Source organism: Faecalicatena orotica, from assembly GCF_003149245.1.
GTDB classification, from domain to species: Bacteria; Bacillota; Clostridia; order Lachnospirales; family Lachnospiraceae; genus Faecalicatena_A; species Faecalicatena_A orotica.
Map to the genome: position 1 here is coordinate 207,130 of NZ_QGDL01000003.1, position 18,571 is coordinate 225,700.

Here is an 18,571-nt window from a genome sequence, read left to right on the forward strand (position 1 = left end):
ATGAAATGAAAAAATACCGCCTGAAATGCAGGTCCCCTGCATTCCAAACGGTATTTTTTCAAGAATCCTAAAGCCTGCCTGTTAATTTCTTTTCTTAGAAATCTACCTCTGTTCCGTAGTAGATGCAGTTAAACAGTCTTTCCATTTCGGCCGGTGTTATGCTTCTTGGGTTGGAGCCTGTGCAGGCATCTCCTACTGCCAGCTCGGAAATCTTTGCGATCTTCTCTTTGAATTCTTCTTCGATAATTCCAAATTCTTTGAGAGTCTTCGGAATGCTCATCTGTACATTGAAGTCGTCAATTTTTTCACAGAGGCTGTTGATTAATGCCTTTTCTGAAGCACCCTGAAGGCCCACCCTGCGGGCGATCTCTGCATAGCGTTTAGCAGCTACCGGGTCTTTTGCATTGTATTTGATTACATATGGCAGGTACATTGCATTGGCGCATCCGTGTGTGATATGTCCGGTTGAGAATGCAGCGCCTGTCTTGTGTGCCATAGAATGTACAATACCAAGCAGTGCATTGGAGAATGCCATACCTGCCAGACACTGGGCTGTGTGCATTTCTGCCCTTGCATCCATGTTTCCTCTGTAAGAAGCCGGCAGGTAATCAAATACCATCTCAATTGCCTGAATTGCAAGCGGATCTGTGAAAGCACAGTTTAATGTAGATACATATGCCTCGATTGCATGAGTCAGTGCGTCCATACCTGTGTAGGCAACCTGTTTTGCAGGAAGTCCTTCAACCAGTTCGGAATCTACGATTGCAACATCTGGTGTGATGTTAAAGTCAGCCAGAGGGTATTTCACTCCTGTCTGGTAGTTTGTGATAACAGAGAATGCAGTAACTTCTGTCGCTGTACCTGATGTTGACGGAATTGCAGCGAATTTCGCCTTCTGTCTCAGTTCCGGGAAGTTAAACGGGATACATAAGTCTTCGAATGTAACTTCCGGATATTCGTAAAATGCCCACATTGCTTTTGCTGCATCTATTGGTGAACCACCGCCCATTGCTACGATCCAGTCCGGCTCGAATGCCCGCATAGCTTCGGCGCCTTTCATAACGGTCTCTACAGACGGGTCCGGCTCTACACCCTCAAATAACTGAACTTCCATTCCTGCTTCTTTTAAGTAATTGACTGCCCTGTCAAGAAATCCCTGACGCTTCATGGAACCGCCGCCTACTACAAGGATAGCCTTTTTTCCTTTCAGGTTTTTCAGTTCTTCCAGACAGCCTTTTCCGTGGTAAATGTCTCTTGGTAATGTGAATCTGCTCATTTTATGCATCTCCTTTATAAGTACGTTATTTTTTTAACGTTTTCATTATAGCACTGTTAAACTTTTAACGCAACCATAGTAACATAAAAATCACGTTAAATTTTGTACAAAAATACCGCTGTGTTTTTGTTTATTTTTTAACACAACGGTACTTCTTCCTTTATATTCATTTATACAGCATTCTATTCACTGATTTCCAGTACGTAATTCCGCTTGGTGACCTGTGTATACTTGCCGGAATTATTATTTTTGAGAACGGCAGAGAACATAGTCTGTCCCTCAGGCATATCTATCGGGCCGGTATATTCTTCAGCACTCACAGCCGGATCTGTCGGATCAGTATTGTCCATCGTATAATATGCCGTGTATCCTTCCGGCACGGTAATGGTAATCTGCCCTGCTGACTCATACTGTCCCGTGGAAGGGGTGACAGATGGCGCATCCTCGATCGGGAGTTCGATGACATATGTTTTCGAAGCGGTCAGGCTCGGGATCTTCTTCTTGTTCACGGTGATTGCCTTTATAACGTTTGTTCCTTCCTTATTCAGCAGGATCGGTTCCGTATACTTCTTGCTGGAAGTATCTGGTTCGGAACCATCATCTGTATAATAGATTGTCCCGTTATCCGTACTTAAGGTTACCTGCTGTACTTCCTCATATGTGCCTTCCTCCAGGCTGAATTCCGGCTCAGTGGAAACATAATCCCTGACCCCGTCCAGGACTTCATCGTATTCGCAGTCATCCAAAAGCTCTGAGACTTTGATCAGCTGCTTTGTATCCACATAGAAACTGATCGCAGCCTTATAGATCTCGACATTGGAGGGCTGTGAGCCGATCGCTGTTAAAAATACTGTTTCTGCAGCCTCCAGATCATCCTGCTGGATATAGACCTTTGAAAGCCCGGTATAGGCCTCCGCCTTTTTGTTATTTTTTGAAATTGCTTTGTTATAATATGTCTCAGCAAGTGAATAATCACTTGACTGGAGGGCCTGATTTCCTTTTCTTATCTGTCCCTCATAAGAATTCTGGTAATAGGCAAAACCAAGAACACCTCCCAGAATAATCAAAAGCAGGATAATAATAAGCGCCCTCTGGCGGCGTTTTTTAGCAAGCCGCTTCTTGCGTGCGATCTGTTGGCGTCTCTTTTCCTCTGCTTCACTCCTCTGACGTAGATTACCTGTTGTTTGTCTGCGTATAGAACTGGTATCGGGACGTGTCTGCCGCATGTTCCCTGTTGTACCCCTGCCCGTCTGCCTTATATTTCCTGTCGTATTCCTGCCTGTCTGCCGCTGGTTCCCTGCCGTATTTCTCCCGGCCTGGCGGCTCTGCCTCATGGCGGCATTCCTCTTGGCGCGTATCTCGTCCAGCTCCCCCTGACTTAATACCCTTGTTGAATTGCTGTATTCCCTTGACCCCTCACGGCGGTATCTTCTGATATCGTCCGTCCTTATCTGTCTTGTGGCGTCTTCAATAGATCCTTTTACTTCCTGCGCGAGGACATCTTCCAGAGGGTTATAATCCGGTACAATCTGAACTTCCATACCGCATTCCGGACAATACAGCATATCGTCCGGAATCATGGCACCACAATTTGTACATCTCATCTTAACTCCTCCTACTTACGCGCAGTTTCCACACAATTGTTCATCAACATCGCGATTGTCATTGGTCCTACCCCGCCCGGTACAGGCGTTATGGCAGACGTCCTGTCTGCAACATCTGCAAAGTCAACATCTCCGCACAGTTTATTATTTTCATCCCTGTGCATCCCCACATCAATGACAACAGCCCCGTCTTTTACATAATCTGAATTGATAAACTGCCGTTTTCCGATAGCCACAATCAGTATATCGGCGCGTTTTGCAACCTCTTTTAAGTTCTTTGTCCGGGAATGTGCAACAGTGACAGTCGCATTTTCACGGAGAAGCAGTGCGGCCATCGGCTTGCCGACAATGTTGCTTCTGCCGATTACAACACATTCCTTCCCCTCAATTTCAATTCCGGAACGCTTTAAGAGCTGGATAATCCCTGCCGGAGTACAGGACAGAAATCCCTTCTCTCCGATCCACAGCCTTCCTACACTGACCGGATGGAAACCATCCACATCTTTATCCGGCGAAATTGTCCGGATAATCCTGTCTTCATCAATATGGGAAGGCAGCGGCAGCTGGACCAGAATCCCGTTTACACCTTCGTCATTGTTCAGCTGTTCCACAAGACCTGTCAATTCTTCTTCTGTCACGGAATCCGCAAGTTCATATGCTCTGGACTCTATACCTATATAAGAGCAGGCTTTCTTTTTATTATTTACATAGACTGAAGAAGCGGGATCGCTTCCGACCTGCACGACAGCCAGACAGATATTGGTGCCTTGCGCCTTCATTGACTGGACTTCTTCTTTTAACTCATCCTTTATCTGCTTAGAAATCAGTTTTCCATCAATAATCTGTGCCATTTCATTCTCCTTTATTCACGCGGCCAGCGAGCCGGGCGGACATGCCGGCAGTGATATTCTACTCTGACTGGTTTTATTAAAACAGGCCGGTAATCTTACCATCCTCTGTCACATCAATGTTGTTTGCGGCAGGGACTTTCGGCAGTCCGGGCATTGTCATGACTGCGCCTGTCAGTGCTACAACAAATCCGGCACCGGCACTTACATATACTTCACGGATATGAATATCAAAGTTTTCCGGCCGTCCCAGCTTTTTCGCATCATCCGACAGGGAATACTGGTTCTTTGCCATACATACAGGGAATGAACCGAATCCCATTGATTCGATTTTTGCGAGCTGTTTATCAGCCGCGGGTTCATATACTACGCCGCGCGCACCGTAGATCTCTTTCGAGATTTTTTCTATTTTTTCTTTCAAAGTCAATTCATCCTCATACAATGGATGGAAATGGCTTTCCTTGTTTTCCAATGTATCCAGAACTTTCCGGGCAAGTGCAATACCGCCCTCCCCGCCTTTTTCCCAAACCTCGGAAAGTGCAAATTCACATCCGCGTTCCTCGCAGAATCTGCGGATATATTCGTTTTCAGCTTCGGTATCCGTTACAAATGAATTCAAAGTAACGATTACTGGCACATCGTATTTCTGTATATTTTCAATATGTTTTTCCAGATTCACAATCCCTTTTGCAAGTGCTTCCAGGTTCTCTTCACCTAAGTCGTTTTTGGCAACCCCACCATTATACTTCAAAGCACGTACAGTTGCAACTAAAACTACTGCGTCCGGTTTCAGCCCGGCCTTCCGGCATTTGATATCCAGAAACTTCTCAGCTCCAAGATCGGCTCCGAAACCGGCTTCTGTGATCGTAATATCACTGATCTTTAGGGCCATCTTCGTTGCACGTACGCTGTTGCAGCCGTGTGCAATATTGGCAAATGGCCCGCCGTGAACAAGGGCCGGTGTATGCTCCAGGGTCTGGATGATGTTCGGTTTGATGGCATCCTTTAAAAGTGCAGTCATGGCTCCTGTTGCCTGAAGATCGTCTGCGGTCACCGGATCACCACTGAAATTATAAGCAACAATAATTCTGCCCAGACGGCGTTTCAAGTCTGTAAGGTCATCTGCAAGACAAAGAATCGCCATGATTTCTGAAGCAACGGTAATTACAAAATGATCTTCCCTTACCATCCCGTCCATTTTATTTCCTAGTCCTACAACCGTATTGCGCAATACTCTGTCGTTCATGTCGAGACAGCGTTTCCAGACTACCTGCCGCGGATCAATGCAAAGTGCATTGCCCTGCTGTATATGGTTATCCAGCATAGCAGCAAGCAGATTGTTTGCGGACGTGATAGCATGGAAATCACCTGTAAAATGAAGGTTCAGGTCTTCCATCGGCACGACCTGCGCATATCCGCCGCCGGCGGCTCCGCCTTTGATTCCGAAACATGGTCCCAGGGAAGGTTCCCTTAAGGCAATCAGCGCTTTTTTATTCAGTTTTGCCATTGCCTGTCCAAGGCCGACTGTTGTTGTTGTCTTGCCTTCCCCTGCCGGGGTCGGGTTGATTGCAGTCACCAGAACAAGCTTGCCGTCCTCTTTGTCTTTCAGTTTATCCCAGAGCCCGTCAGACAGTTTTGCCTTATACTTCCCGTAAAACTCCAGATCATCTTCCTCAATCCCAATACTTGCCGCCACATCTTTTATGTGCAGCATCTCTGCTTCCTGTGCAATCTGAATATCTGTTTTCATTTGTTTATCCTCCTGTATGTTATAATTTCGTGCTTCTGTCCATGACTCCGGCCATCTACACATTTTCTTCTATGTATTGTTCAAATTCTTCCGGTGACATCAATATCTTTCTTGGCTTTGTGCCCTCTTCCTCGCCTACGACGCCTGCTTCCGCAAGCTGGTCCATGATGCGGGCGGCTCTGTTGAAACCAATTTTGAACATCCGCTGCAGCATACCAATTGAAGCTTTATCTTTGTCTATAATCAGCTTTCCGGCCTCTACAAAGTAGGTATCCCTCTCGCTACCGGAGTCTGCCGCTCCCGGCAGTGAACCGGAGGCTCCCACCGTACCGGAATTGACATGTTCCTCAATCTCCTCACTGTAGGATGCATTGCCATTGTGCTCGATCAGATAGTCGACCACCTTCTGCACTTCTTTATCCGATACAAAAGATCCCTGTACTCTGACCGGCTTTGGGTATCCTGTCGGGTAAAACAGCATATCCCCCTTGCCCAACAGCTTTTCCGCACCGTTCATATCAATGATGGTACGGGAATCTACCCCGGATGAAACCGAGAAGGCAATTCTGGAAGGCATATTTGCCTTGATCAGTCCTGTGATAACATTCACGGACGGACGCTGTGTTGCAAGGATCAAATGGAGTCCCGCAGCTCTGGCCAGCTGTGCAAGCCGGCAGATTGCGCCTTCCACTTCCCCGGGCGCTACCATCATGAGGTCTGCAAGCTCGTCTACGATAATCACGATCTTCGGCATCTTCTTTGGCACACCGTCGCCAGGTTCCATCTGCTCTATTTTATCATTAAATCCTTTTAAATCCCGGACATTATAATCTGCAAAAAGCTTGTACCGCTTTTCCATCTCGGCCACGGCCCAGTTCAGGGCGCCCGCCGCTTTTTTCGGATCTGTCACGACAGGGATCAAAAGATGCGGGATCCCGTTGTATACACTCAGTTCGACAACCTTTGGATCGACCATGATCAGTTTGACATCATCCGGGCTTGCCTTATAAATGATGCTCATGATCAGCGTATTGATGCAGACCGACTTACCTGATCCGGTTGCCCCTGCAACAAGCAGATGGGGCATCTTTGCAATGTCTGCAACTACGGTTTTCCCTGCAATATCCTTACCGACTGCAAATGAGATTCCCGATTTGCTGTTCTTAAATTCTGAAGTGTCAAGCAGGTCTCTTAACATGACGGCTGTGTTTTCGTTGTTCGGCACTTCAATGCCCACGGCTGCTTTCCCCGGGATTGGGGCCTCGATTCTCAGGTCCGTTACCGCGAGGTTCAGTTTAATATCATCAGAGAGCCCTACAATCTTGCTGACCTTAACACCCTGTTCCGGCTGGAGTTCATACCGGGTAACGGATGGGCCGCAGCTCGCATTGGTTACATGAACCTTTACCCCGAAATTCTGGAGTGTCTGCTCCAGCTTCAAAGCAGTTGCCCTTAAGTGGGCGTCAGAATCCCCGCTTGTCTTCTTGCCCCGGTTCAGTAACGAGATTGGCGGCGTTCTATATACTTTGGGCGGCTTCTCTTCCTGCGCCTTGACTGCTGCCTCCACCTGGTCCGCTTCGGCGGCCACGCTCTGGGCGCTCTCCTTGGTCTTTTGCTTCTTCGCGGATTCTGTGGTCTTCACAGGCTCCTCCGGAATAATCTCTTCCACGGGTTCCGGGTTCTCTCCTGCCACAGGCTCCGGCCGGTTGATGACCAGATTCTCAAATGGCGAAGGGATTGGTGCAGTCCCCGGCAGTTCTTCCTCCAGAGTCAGTTCTTTCATCTCAGGAGACTTCTTCCCTGACACTTTGTCCGATAATGTGGTAGCAAAAGAAACACCGGACACTTTATGATCCTGTCTCTTTGCTTTTTCTGTATTCTTTCCGGCAGCGCGTTCCTGACGGCGTTCCATACGCTTCGTGGAGGAGACCTCTTTTCTCCGCCTTGCATCGTCATACGCCTTCCTGCCTGTATGGCGCAGAGGTGTCAGCAGTGACTTTTCCGTAATCAGAATGATACAGATTACCATTACGATAATGATGATCACATAACTTCCGACAACACCGGTCAGCGGACACAGGAGTTTTACAATGCAGCCTCCTAAAAGGCCGCCCGCATTCCTGTGCTCACTGGCAAGTTTATAATAGGTTAAAAGACCTGCTTTTGCGTCATAGGGATTCATAATCAATTCCAGAAATGCTGTGAGCATCAGCAGAAGGACTGCCGACGCGCCCACTTTTATGTAAGCGTGTGCATTGCCTTTATTGGATATCGTAAAGGCAGCCACAGCAAACAGGATAAATGGCAGAAGATACGCCATAAATCCAAATAATCCAAACATTACCGACGAAACTGCCTCCCCCGCAATCCCGCCGAGACCAAAGTTGCTGATGACTAGCAGGATGCATGCTGCCAACAGGACAAGAATCAGAATCTCATCTCTTATTGCAGCATTCCCCTGTGTCTTCTTTGGCTTGCTTCTTGTGCTTTTTCTCTTTTTTGTTGACTTTGCAGCCATTATACTTCCCCCTTGGCTTTTTAAACATACTGTTATTAGTATATCATTTTTTCAAAAGCCTGTCATTAATAAATTTTCTTTACAGCGGAGGCAGTTCCAGTGAACCTGCTTTTTGATCCCCTTCTATCATTTCATGCAGCTTCTTAAGTGCCTGGCTGATTCCTCCTACTTCGTCGATGATCCCTTCCCGTACCGCGTCCCCGCCTTCCAGAAGTGTTCCGACATCCTTTACAAGCTGTGTGGAGTCGAGCATTAACTCCTCGAGGCGTTCCTGTGTGATTTTCGAATGGGAAGAAATAAACTTCGTGATTCTGTCCTGTGTCTTTTCCATATTTCTGTAGCTCTGGATCACACCGATGAACATGCCGGAGGAACGGACCGGATGGACGATCATCGTGCCGCTCGGGACAATAAAGGAATAGTCAGCCGATACTGCAAGCGGCCCGCCGATGGAATGGCTCCCGCCAAGTACGAGTGACACAGTTGGCTTGCTTAAAGACGCAATCATTTCAGCAATTGCCAGACCTGCTTCCACATCTCCCCCCAGAGTGTTGAGAAGAATCAGAATTCCTTCTATATCATCGTTGTCCTCCGCTTCGGCGAGACGCGGGATCAGGTGCTCATACTTTGTCGCCTTCGTATTCCCGGATACCGCCTCATGGCCTTCTATCTCACCGATGATTGTCATGAGCTGGATGTTATGTCTGCCGCTTTCTTTTCCAAGGCGCAGAGTCCCGGTCTCTTTAATCTCCTCATTCTCGCCGGCCTGATTCTGCTGGATTTGTTCTTCCTTGTTCATTTCGTCCTGATTGACCTGGTTTTGTTTATTTTCCTGCATGGTAAATTTCCACTCCCGTCATTTAAGTATTCGCTGCAAAAAAGTATTTAGCGCTTCACTTATTATGTGGAAGAACACAGGAATTATACATAATCTGCAAGCTTTAAACGGAATCAGAAAACTGTATTGAAGCAGTGGTTTTACAGCAAAAAATGGTATGGATGCAAATTGTATACATCCATACCATCCTGTTTAAAGCAATGCCTGCTCTACATCCGCAATGATATCATTCACATTTTCAATTCCGACGCTGAATCTGATCAGATCCGGCTGAACACCCGCTTCCATCAGTTCCTGGTCATTCATCTGGCGGTGTGTATGGCTTGCAGGATGAAGGACACAGCTGCGTGCATCTGCGACATGTGTTACGATCGCAATCATTTTCAGCTTATCCATCATCTCAACTGCCGCATCTCTTCCGCCCTTCAGGCCGAATGTCAAAACACCGCATGTTCCGTTCGGCATATATTTCTGCGCCAGGTCATAGTATTTGTCTCCCGGCAGTGACGGACAGGAAACCCATGCCACTTTTTCGTGATTCTTAAGGTACTTTGCAACAGTCAGCGCATTCTCGCAGTGACAGGGCACTCTCAGATGAAGTGTCTCCAGCCCGATATTCAGAAGGAACGCGTTCTGCGGAGATTGGATGGAACCGAGGTCTCTCATCAGCTGTGCGGTTGCTTTCGTGATGTAGGCACCTTTCCCGAATTTCTGGGTATATACGATCCCGTGATATGTCTCATCTGGTGTTGTCAGGCCCGGAAATTTATCTGCGTATGCCTCCCAGTCAAAATTGCCGCTGTCCACGATTGCACCGCCTACGCATGTTGCATGTCCGTCCATGTATTTCGTTGTGGAGTGTGTCACAATATCCGCCCCCCACTCGAACGGGCGGCAGTTAATCGGTGTTGCAAATGTATTATCAATGATAAACGGTACGCCGTGGGTATGTGCAGCGTTCGCAAACTTCTCGATATCCAGCACAACAAGAGCCGGATTGGCGATTGTTTCACCAAACACGGCTTTCGTATTATCCTGAAAAGCTGCATCCAGTTCTTCCGGTGTGCAGTCAGGGTCCACAAAAGTAGCCTCTACTCCCATCTTTCTGATCGTATGGGCATACAGGTTATATGTACCGCCGTAAAGCGCGGATGCACATACAATGTGGTCACCCGCCCCGGCAATGTTCATAATTGCATAAAAATTCGCCGCCTGTCCGGAGGAAGTCAGCATCGCAGCCGCACCGCCCTCAAGATCGCAGATCTTGGCGGCAACCGCATCATTTGTTGGATTTTGGAGCCTTGTATAGAAATATCCTGACTCCTCCAGATCAAAAAGACGCCCCATCTGTTCGCTGCTTGTATATTTGAATGTTGTACTCTGATAAATAGGAAGAACTCTCGGCTCCCCGTTTCCCGGTTCATAACCGGACTGTATACATTTTGTCTCAATCTTATAGCTGCTCATTTTCTTTCCTCCTATGAATATAAATATTTCTTTTCCAGTTCGTGTACCATATCACTGTAAAGTACCTTGCATTCCTCTCTCTTACCGGCCTCGATCAGACTGACACAGGGACTTAAGTACTCTTCCCAGATACCTTCATATATCTTTGCGGAATCCTTCTGGCGGTCAATTCTTTTGACTATCGTCGGTGCGATATTGTAATATTCTTTTACAGTATTCATGCCGTCTTTGGAATTCATCATATACTGGTCGCGGTAGTCCCGAAGGAGTGTCAGTTCGTAGCAGTCATCCGGCTTATCCAGGCTCTTGCAGACTGCTGTTGTAATGTAGCACAATCCTTTTTTAAATCCGCCCTGTATCTGTTCGCGGGTAGAAAGTCCGATCTTGTTATCCGGCATCTTCTGGTTCCAGAGTTCAATCATTCTGGCCGTGAATTCTTTCGTCTTCAGGCTGGTAATCTCACCCAGCAGCGGTACGAAAAAGGACACCATGTTCATATTGTAGTCCAGACAGACAATGCCGCGTTTTCTCTTAGAAGGTTCCCCGTCAAGCAATTTTGCCACGTGATCCGGAATATAGGCGGCAACTTCATCCAGCTTCTCGTCAGATTCTTCGAAAGCTTCCCTGATCCGTCCCAGAAGTGCACTGTACTTGTTCATCAAAGTATCCATATCCGACTCATAGGTCTTCTTATGGAACTTTTTTGCATATCCGGCAGTTTCTCCGAATAATGCTATCATCTCTGACTGTAAATTTTCCTGTTCCATTTTATCTCCTCTTAATAACGTATACTTGTTGTTTTCATTCACAAAATATTCGATTCTTTCAATACATTACAGAATATTATATCATATCCCGGGGTTGCTATCAATAAAAAAAGAGTTTCGCTATGGATAATGAAAAAAGATAAAGCCATTCCCAAATAATCGGCGATACATATTGGCCGTTTGGGGTGTCCGTCTATAAATACAGAGAAAAAACCGTAGGTTATGTATCACTTATAGTGAATTACATATAATCTACGGTTTTGTATATTTATCATAGCGTTATATCAAAGCTCTTTTGTAAATGGTAAAATCTAAACGATAATTACTCGTCCCAGTTGTGATATACATCCTGTACATCATCATCTTCATCCAGCAGGTCGAGAGTCTTCTGGATATTCTTGATATCCTCTTCATTTGTCAGTTCTACATATGTCTGTGGAATCATAGTAACCTCGGCGTCTGCCATAGCGATGCCTTCTTCTTCCAGTTTCAGGCGGACCGCACTGAAATCTTCCGGTGTGGTAAGAATCTCGAAGCTGTCCTCATTCTCAGTAAAATCTTCAGCGCCTGCATCAAGTGCAACCATCATCAGCTCATCGGCATCCATGCTGCATTCTTCCTTGTCTACAAGAATCTGTCCCTTTTCGTCAAACATAAAGGATACACAGCCAGGTGTTCCGACATTACCGCTTCCTTTTGTGAATGCATTCTTTACATTAGAAGCTGTACGGTTCTTATTATCTGTCAGAGTTCTTACGATGATGGCTGTACCGTTTGGTCCGTAGCCTTCATATGTAATATGCTCGTAGTTGTCCCCTGCACCTTCCCCGGCTGCTTTCTTGATATTTCTGTCAATGGTATCGTTCGGCATGTTGTTGGATTTTGCCTTTGCGATGACATCGCGCAGTCTGCTGTTATTATTAGGATCTGGACCGCCGCCCTCTTTTACTGCTACTGCAAGCTCGCGGCCAAGTTTTGTAAATACCTTCCCTTTTGCAGCATCATTTTTTTCTTTCTTATGCTTAATATTCGCAAATTTAGAATGTCCTGACATTTCTAATCTCCTCTTTCCCTTTTCTTATCTCAGATGTAACTGTTCAGAACCCATGAACAGTTATGCCGTGCAGTAAAGTGCACGGCACAGTTTGAACAGTAACAATTTTATCACTCTTTATACAAAATTTCAATTCTTTCTTGACATTCTTTAAGTTTCTTTTCCATCCGCATTCCGGGCACTGCCTAAACGTTTACGTTCTCTGTTATGTAGGAAGTTCCAGACTGATTCGGATAGCATCGTTTACCTTCCTCATTAATCCGCTGTCCACATGACAGACAAATTCTTTGAGCCTTTGTTTATCAATCGTACGGATCTGTTCCAGCAGAATCACGGAATTCTTTACAATGTGATATTTTTCTGCGCTGATCTCTATGTGGGTAGGGAGTTTTGCCTTATTCATTCTTGATGTAATTGCCGCACAGATGACTGTCGGGCTGTGTTTATTGCCCACATCATTCTGGATAATCAGTACTGGCCGGATTCCTCCCTGTTCTGAACCTACCACCGGACTTAAATCCGCATAATATATATCGCCTCTTTTTATAACCAATTCACTTCACACTCCGATTCTCATACTTTAACCTATGAACATGCGGGTGCACGTAAGCTTAATAACACGGTGCTTCGCAATGTCATATGGGGATACCTGGCAGTATCAGCTTTCCTGTTCCTTATTTGAAAGCATACTTGAGTATTCCCGACTTTTTCGGATGTATGCAAGTGCACGGATTTTTTTCCATGCAGACTGGTGCTCTGCATGGACTGACATATCAGAATATCAGGAGAGGTATTCTACCTGTTCTACGATCTCTCCGCCCCTCATATAAACACGGGGAATTCTCCTGCCGAGACAGCAGACGAATTCGTAGTTGAACCTTCCGCAGATGCTGCTCAGTTCCTCTACAGGAATGTGTTCCTCACCGTCGTATCCAACCAAAACCACCTGGTCCATAAACTTCACGTCCGGTATGTCTGTCACATCGACCATAAACTGGTCCATGCAGACGCGGCCCAATATCCGGGCACGTTTTCCACGGATCAGGACGTCCGCCTTGTTGGACAGTCCCCTGGAATAGCCGTCCGCATAACCGACCGGAACGGTCGCAACCTTCATTTTTCTTTCGGCTGTAAACGTTCCCCCGTAACTGATGGAAGTCCCGGCTTCTATCTCCTTGACGAAAATCACGTGGCTGATCAGTTCAAGTGCCGGTTTTAAATCGACCGCCTCACAGCACACCTCGTCGGAAGGATACATGCCGTATGTGGATATCCCCGCCCGGACCAGGTTATGCTTCATGTCAGGGAAATCTATGATCCCTGCACTGTTGTCACAGTGATAATATGTAATATGGATCCCTTGTTCCTCAAGGGCGTTCTTCATCCATATAAACTTTTCGTGCTGTTCTAACGTATAGCTCTTATCCGTCTCATCTGCTTTTGCAAAGTGTGTGAATGCACCTTCCAGCTCCACATGGGGCATGCTGCTGATCTTTTGAATCTTTTTTACACTGTCATGGTCTGGCAGAAAGCCAAGCCGTCCCATCCCAGTGTCTATTTTGATATGGAATCGTGCGGTTTTTCCGAGACGGTCAGCTGCTTTTGCAATCTCTGATGCTGTTTCTTCCATGTAAATTGTGGCACGGATGTCGTATTCCAACATCTCCTCATACTGTTCCGGAAAGATACAGCCAAGAACTAGAACAGGCTTCTTAATCCCAGCCTTTCTTAGTAAAACAGCCTCCTCCAGAGTTGCCGTTGCAAATCCCCAGACATCGTTATTTTCCTCAAGCATTCGGGCAATCGGTACCGCACCATGTCCATAACCGTCTGCCTTGACAACGGCTATAAGCTGTGCGCCGTCCCCAATCCGCAGTTTCATCTGTTCCATATTATATGCAACTGCATCCAGGTCTACCCTGACAAATACTCTGCTGTATTGTTTCATTTTCCCATACTCTCCTCTGTCTTTTTTGTGCAGGAAGCAATTCCCGCGATCAAATCCTCTGCCAGTACACTGTAAGAACCCTTTGCGGCTTTTGCCTCATCGCCGCCACAGGCATGCAGGTAAACGCCCAGTACAGCTGCCTCATAAGGATACATATGCTGTGCAAGAAGGCCGGCAATTACCCCCGCAAGGACATCGCCGGAACCGGCTTTTGCCATAGAACTGTTTCCCGCAGTATTTACAAAATTATGTTTTTTCCTCTTAGCCACCACCGTCCTTGCATCTTTCAGGACACACACAACACCATATTTTTCTGTAAAGGCTTTTACCTTTTCAAAACGTTCTTCCTGAAGTTCCGCTACCGAACAGCCGAGAAGGCCGGACATTTCCTTCATATGCGGTGTCAGGATAAGAGGTCTCTCTGTCGTTATCAAGAGTTCGGGATGACAGCTTAATATATTCAGTCCGTCTGCATCAGCCACACAGGGGACCCTGACTTCTTTCAGTGTCGTTTCCAGAATACTTTCTGAAAGCCTGCTCTGCCCCAGACCGCATCCAATACATACCACGTCCGCCCAGCCAAGCAGGCTCTTTAGTTTTTCCTCTTCAAATTCAGTATATGTTGAGATGATGGCTTCGGGGAGCTGCTGCTGCAGAATCACGCGGTTATCCTCTGAGGTATAGATCTGAACAAGTCCTGCCCCGCTTGTATAAGCAGCCTTTGCACTTAAGTAGGCGGCACCGGACATGCCTTTGCTTCCTGTAATCATCAGGACCTTCCCGTAAGTGCCCTTATGGGAGTTCGGCCGTCTGGGCGGCATAAGGACCGGCAGATCTTTTTTCTCATAGGTATAACAGATATCATTTTCCTTTTCAAATAATCCGCATTGGATACCAATATCAGCCACAACTGTCTTTCCTGCATACATATGCCCGGGATGGAGGATCAGTCCCAGCTTTTCACACTGGAAGGTAACTGTCAAATCTGCCTGAAAAGCACAGCCAAGCACCCTGCCCGTGGCAGAACAGATCCCGGACGGGATGTCTACGGCCACTTTCTGCCCGCTTAAAGCATTCATTTTTACGATTGACTCCAGATAGTCCCCCGTGATTTCTCTATTGAGTCCTACCCCGAAAACTGCATCCACTATAGTAGTATATTCCTGACGGCATACAGTTGTTACCATCGGCACGCCACATTTTTCTGCAATTCCCTTCTGCCTGCGGCAGTCGGCACTCATGGAGGATTCATGGCCCACAAATACGGCCGTAGCATCATATCCTTTTTCTTTCAGCAGCCGGGCAACGGCAAAACCATCCCCGCCATTGTTGCCGGAACCGCAGAATATAAGTGGTTTTTCCAGATTGATTTGTTCCCGCTCCATAGCTTCCACAACTTTTAAGGCGGCCCGCTCCATTAAAACCAGGGACGGCAGGCCAATCTCATTGATGGTAAAGCTGTCCGCTTTCTGCATCCATTCCCCTGTAGGCAGATATCTCATATGCTCTTCCTCCTTGTTTACTTTCAAATTTCCCAAAATCCGCCGAAATGAAACGACGTGTAAAAAAGGCACCGCCTTCGTTACACGTCCTGAACGTCTTTGTTAAACTCAAATCTCTGCTGTTTACGCTTTGCTGCCGTGTTCCTCATTATAGCTTGTGATATTGTAGGAAAGTTTCATCAGACTATCTGAGAGGTGTACACTCTCTACAATGACATCATCCGGAAGGTTCAGATCCGTATGTGCAAAGTTCCAGATAGCTTTAATTCCATTTGCTACAAGCAGGTCTGCTACTTCTATTGCTTTTGATTTTGGAATCGTAAGCGCTGCAATTTCTATTTCGTTATGTTTTAAAAAGTCTTTTAATTCATCCATCATGCGGACCGGTATGCCGCGGATAGAAACACCTTCGAGTCTCGGATTCACATCGAACAGTCCTTTCAGACTGAAACCACTCTTCTCAAAAGACGCGTAATTCGCAAGTGCCTGCCCGAGATTGCCGGCTCCAATTATAATCATATTATGCTGTCTGTTTAAACCGAGGATCTTCCCGATCTCTGTATAAAGATACTTTACGTTATATCCATAGCCCTGTTGTCCAAAGCCGCCGAAATTATTTAAATCCTGACGGATCTGTGAAGCAGTGACACTCATCTTCTTGCTCAGGTCATTTGACGAAATCCGCTCAACCCCTGCATCCAGTAATTCTCCCAAATATCTGTAATATCTTGGCAGCCTTCCTATTACCGCACGTGATATTTCTCTCTCTTCCACAGTTATCACCCTCCAAACTTAGTCTAGTACATCGTTTTGTAATGATCTATGCTCTCCATAATATGATACATAGGTACTTACAAAACAATGTACCGAATTTTATTATATAGAATTGTGTGGACAAAGTCAATTTTTTAGTTGTATTTTACTTTATTTTCGCTATAATGAAATAAGTATGTATTTCCTTATTACGGCCAAAACGCTGTAAAATAAGGCACACTTAAGATGCAGGAGGTTAATTATGATACTCGCATGTCATAATCTTAATAAATCATTCGGAGACCAGCTGATCGTAAAAGACGGGTCTTTCCATATAGAAGACAGAGAAAAGGCCGCACTTGTCGGCGTAAACGGGGCGGGCAAATCCACCATTTTAAAGATGATCGTGAAGGAAGAACCCATAGACAGCGGTGAGGTTGTTCTGACAAGGGGGAAGACGCTTGGCTACCTTGCACAGCAGCAGAAGCTGGAAAGCGGACGTTCCATTTATGAGGAGGTCAAGACCGCTAAGGCCGATATTATTGCAACGGAACAGCAAATCCGCACGATCGAACATGAATTGAAGTCATTAAACGGTGAGGAACTTGAGAAGCGGCTGGAAACCTATAACCGCCTTATGTCACAGTTTGAAGCACAGAATGGATATGCCTATGAAAGTGAGATCACCGGCGTCTTAAAAGGTCTTGGTTTTGGTGAAGAAGATTTTAATAAGATGACGGACACCCTTTCTGGCGGGCAGAAAACCCGTGTCTCCCTCGGTAAGCTGCTGCTGACCAAACCGGATATCCTGCTCCTTGATGAACCGACGAACCATCTGGACCTGAATTCCATCACCTGGCTGGAAACCTATCTTCTGAACTACCCGGGTGCTGTTTTTATTGTATCCCATGACCGTTTCTTCCTGAACCGTGTCGTGACAAAGGTAATCGAAGTTGAGAATGGGGCTGTCCGCATGTATGCCGGGAATTACAAGGCGTATGCGGATAAGAAACAGCAGATCCGGGATGCCATGCTCAAAGAATACCTGAACCAGCAGCGTGAAATCAAGCATCAGGAAGCTGTCATTGAAAAGCTCCGCTCCTTCAACCGCGAAAAGTCTATCAAGCGTGCAGAGAGCCGGGAAAAGATGCTGAACAAGATGACGCTTGTGGAAAAGCCACAGGAGCCCGCTAAAGAGATACACTTTTCCCTGGAACCATCCTGCATCAGCGGAAATGATGTTCTGTCCGTGGAAGAATTATCCAAATCTTTCGATCATCAGACCCTGTTCCAGAATATCAGCTTTGATATCAAACGAGGGGAACACGTGGCTGTTATCGGGGACAACGGGACTGGAAAGACAACCCTGCTCAAGATACTCAATCAGGTAGTTTCGCCGGATACCGGGTCATTTACTCTGGGTTCCAAAGTGAAGATAGGCTATTATGACCAGGAACACCATGTACTCCATGACGGAAAGAATATTTTCGATGAAATCTCGGATGATTACCCGACCCTCACGAATACGCAGATACGCAATACACTGGCTGCATTCCAGTTTACCGGGGATGATGTCTACAAACTTATTGGCGATTTGAGCGGCGGTGAAAAAGGCCGCGTTTCTCTTGCAAAGCTTATGTTGTCCGAGGCGAATTTCCTGATTCTCGATGAGCCGACGAACCATCTGGACATCACATCCAAGGAGATTCTGGAAAAGGCCCTGAATGAATATACGGGCACCGTCCTCTATGTATCACACGACAGGTATTTTATTAACCAGACGGCCGGGCGGATTCTGGAACTTGTCAATCAGACGTTCGTGAACTATATCGGGAATTATGATTATTACCTTGAAAAGAAAGAAGAACTGACTGCGGTTTATGCATCTTCCACCGCCTCCCCGGCATCTGTTTCAGACAATACCGCATCATACGGGGAGGATATCGGATCTGCACCAGATGGGCGTTTAAGCTGGCAGGAACAGAAGGAACAGCAGGCGAAAGAACGTAAACGGCAAAGTGATTTGAAAAAGACCGAGGACAGGATCGCAGTTTTGGAAGAAAGAAATGCCAGGATTGATGAGCTGATGACACATGAGGATGTCTATTCCAACTCTGTGAAATGTCAGGAGCTCGCCGTAGAGAAATCTGGAAATGAAGAAGAACTGGAACTGCTTTATGAAAAGTGGGAGGAACTGGCCCAATAAAAGAGGAACACCTGACACACGCAAGTGCCGGGTGTTCCTT

Annotated in this window: 14 protein-coding genes; 1 reads left to right on the forward strand and 13 read right to left on the reverse strand. The window is 46.4% G+C overall.

Annotation, left to right across the window (positions count from 1 at the left end; genetic code table 11):
• Positions 1-94 precede the first annotated feature (94 nt).
• From A8806_RS06745 to A8806_RS06805, 13 genes are all read right to left on the reverse strand, one after another.
• A complete protein-coding gene (locus A8806_RS06745; RefSeq protein ID WP_109730422.1) occupies positions 95-1,276 on the reverse strand; it encodes an iron-containing alcohol dehydrogenase in 1,182 nt (393 codons plus the stop codon).
• Between the two features lie 182 nt (positions 1,277-1,458).
• Positions 1,459-2,880, reverse strand: a complete 1,422-nt coding sequence (locus A8806_RS06750; protein ID WP_109730423.1) for a chitobiase/beta-hexosaminidase C-terminal domain-containing protein — start codon at positions 2,878-2,880, stop codon at positions 1,459-1,461.
• An 11-nt stretch (positions 2,881-2,891) separates the two neighbouring features.
• Positions 2,892-3,731, reverse strand: coding sequence for a bifunctional methylenetetrahydrofolate dehydrogenase/methenyltetrahydrofolate cyclohydrolase FolD (folD, locus tag A8806_RS06755; protein ID WP_109730424.1), 840 nt, complete (start codon positions 3,729-3,731; stop codon positions 2,892-2,894).
• Between the two features lie 76 nt (positions 3,732-3,807).
• Positions 3,808-5,478 (reverse strand): formate--tetrahydrofolate ligase, encoded by a 1,671-nt coding sequence (locus tag A8806_RS06760; RefSeq protein ID WP_109730425.1) that lies wholly within the window; start codon positions 5,476-5,478, stop codon positions 3,808-3,810.
• 55 nt (positions 5,479-5,533) lie between these two features.
• A complete protein-coding gene (locus A8806_RS06765; RefSeq protein ID WP_109730426.1) occupies positions 5,534-7,996 on the reverse strand; it encodes an FtsK/SpoIIIE family DNA translocase in 2,463 nt (820 codons plus the stop codon).
• A 79-nt stretch (positions 7,997-8,075) separates the two neighbouring features.
• Positions 8,076-8,795, reverse strand: a complete 720-nt coding sequence (locus tag A8806_RS06770) for a ClpP family protease (protein ID WP_109730575.1) — start codon at positions 8,793-8,795, stop codon at positions 8,076-8,078.
• Positions 8,796-9,026: 231 nt separating this feature from the next.
• The gene (locus A8806_RS06775; protein ID WP_109730427.1) at positions 9,027-10,301 is read right to left on the reverse strand and encodes an O-acetylhomoserine aminocarboxypropyltransferase/cysteine synthase family protein; all 1,275 of its coding nucleotides are present in this window, start codon (positions 10,299-10,301) and stop codon (positions 9,027-9,029) included.
• 11 nt (positions 10,302-10,312) lie between these two features.
• Positions 10,313-11,068, reverse strand: a complete 756-nt coding sequence (locus tag A8806_RS06780) for a CFI-box-CTERM domain-containing protein (protein WP_109730428.1) — start codon at positions 11,066-11,068, stop codon at positions 10,313-10,315.
• Between the two features lie 322 nt (positions 11,069-11,390).
• Complete coding sequence (locus tag A8806_RS06785; protein WP_109730429.1) at positions 11,391-12,122, reverse strand: YebC/PmpR family DNA-binding transcriptional regulator; 732 nt, start codon at positions 12,120-12,122, stop codon at positions 11,391-11,393.
• Positions 12,123-12,327: 205 nt separating this feature from the next.
• Positions 12,328-12,675 carry a type II toxin-antitoxin system PemK/MazF family toxin gene (locus tag A8806_RS06790; protein ID WP_109730430.1) on the reverse strand — a complete coding sequence of 116 codons (348 nt, stop codon included), beginning with the start codon at positions 12,673-12,675 and terminating at the stop codon, positions 12,328-12,330.
• Between the two features lie 228 nt (positions 12,676-12,903).
• Positions 12,904-14,070 carry an alanine racemase gene (gene alr, locus A8806_RS06795; protein WP_109730431.1) on the reverse strand — a complete coding sequence of 389 codons (1,167 nt, stop codon included), beginning with the start codon at positions 14,068-14,070 and terminating at the stop codon, positions 12,904-12,906.
• Entirely contained in the window at positions 14,067-15,572 is a 1,506-nt protein-coding gene (locus A8806_RS06800; protein WP_109730432.1) for an NAD(P)H-hydrate dehydratase, read from the reverse strand. The genes alr and A8806_RS06800 overlap by 4 nt, the downstream gene beginning before the upstream one ends.
• A gap of 123 nt (positions 15,573-15,695) precedes the next feature.
• Entirely contained in the window at positions 15,696-16,346 is a 651-nt protein-coding gene (locus tag A8806_RS06805) for a redox-sensing transcriptional repressor Rex (RefSeq protein ID WP_109730433.1), read from the reverse strand.
• Positions 16,347-16,587: 241 nt separating this feature from the next.
• Between A8806_RS06805 and abc-f the strand changes: the two genes are divergently transcribed.
• Positions 16,588-18,531: a ribosomal protection-like ABC-F family protein gene (abc-f, locus tag A8806_RS06810; protein ID WP_109730434.1), complete on the forward strand. Its 1,944-nt coding sequence runs from the start codon at positions 16,588-16,590 to the stop codon at positions 18,529-18,531.
• Positions 18,532-18,571: the final 40 nt, after the last annotated feature.

Bases quoted from the DNA above. Each gene is read 5' to 3' on its own strand.
- A8806_RS06745 (WP_109730422.1), bottom strand. From the start codon at position 1,276: ATGAGCAGATTCACATTACCAAGAGACATTTACCACGGAAAAGGCTGT.
- A8806_RS06750 (WP_109730423.1), bottom strand. From the start codon at position 2,880: ATGAGATGTACAAATTGTGGTGCCATGATTCCGGACGATATGCTGTAT.
- folD (WP_109730424.1), bottom strand. From the start codon at position 3,731: ATGGCACAGATTATTGATGGAAAACTGATTTCTAAGCAGATAAAGGAT.
- A8806_RS06760 (WP_109730425.1), bottom strand. From the start codon at position 5,478: ATGAAAACAGATATTCAGATTGCACAGGAAGCAGAGATGCTGCACATA.
- A8806_RS06765 (WP_109730426.1), bottom strand. From the start codon at position 7,996: ATGGCTGCAAAGTCAACAAAAAAGAGAAAAAGCACAAGAAGCAAGCCA.
- A8806_RS06770 (WP_109730575.1), bottom strand. From the start codon at position 8,795: ATGAACAAGGAAGAACAAATCCAGCAGAATCAGGCCGGCGAGAATGAG.
- A8806_RS06775 (WP_109730427.1), bottom strand. From the start codon at position 10,301: ATGAGCAGCTATAAGATTGAGACAAAATGTATACAGTCCGGTTATGAA.
- A8806_RS06780 (WP_109730428.1), bottom strand. From the start codon at position 11,068: ATGGAACAGGAAAATTTACAGTCAGAGATGATAGCATTATTCGGAGAA.
- A8806_RS06785 (WP_109730429.1), bottom strand. From the start codon at position 12,122: ATGTCAGGACATTCTAAATTTGCGAATATTAAGCATAAGAAAGAAAAA.
- alr (WP_109730431.1), bottom strand. From the start codon at position 14,070: ATGAAACAATACAGCAGAGTATTTGTCAGGGTAGACCTGGATGCAGTT.
- A8806_RS06800 (WP_109730432.1), bottom strand. From the start codon at position 15,572: ATGAGATATCTGCCTACAGGGGAATGGATGCAGAAAGCGGACAGCTTT.
- abc-f (WP_109730434.1), top strand. From the start codon at position 16,588: ATGATACTCGCATGTCATAATCTTAATAAATCATTCGGAGACCAGCTG.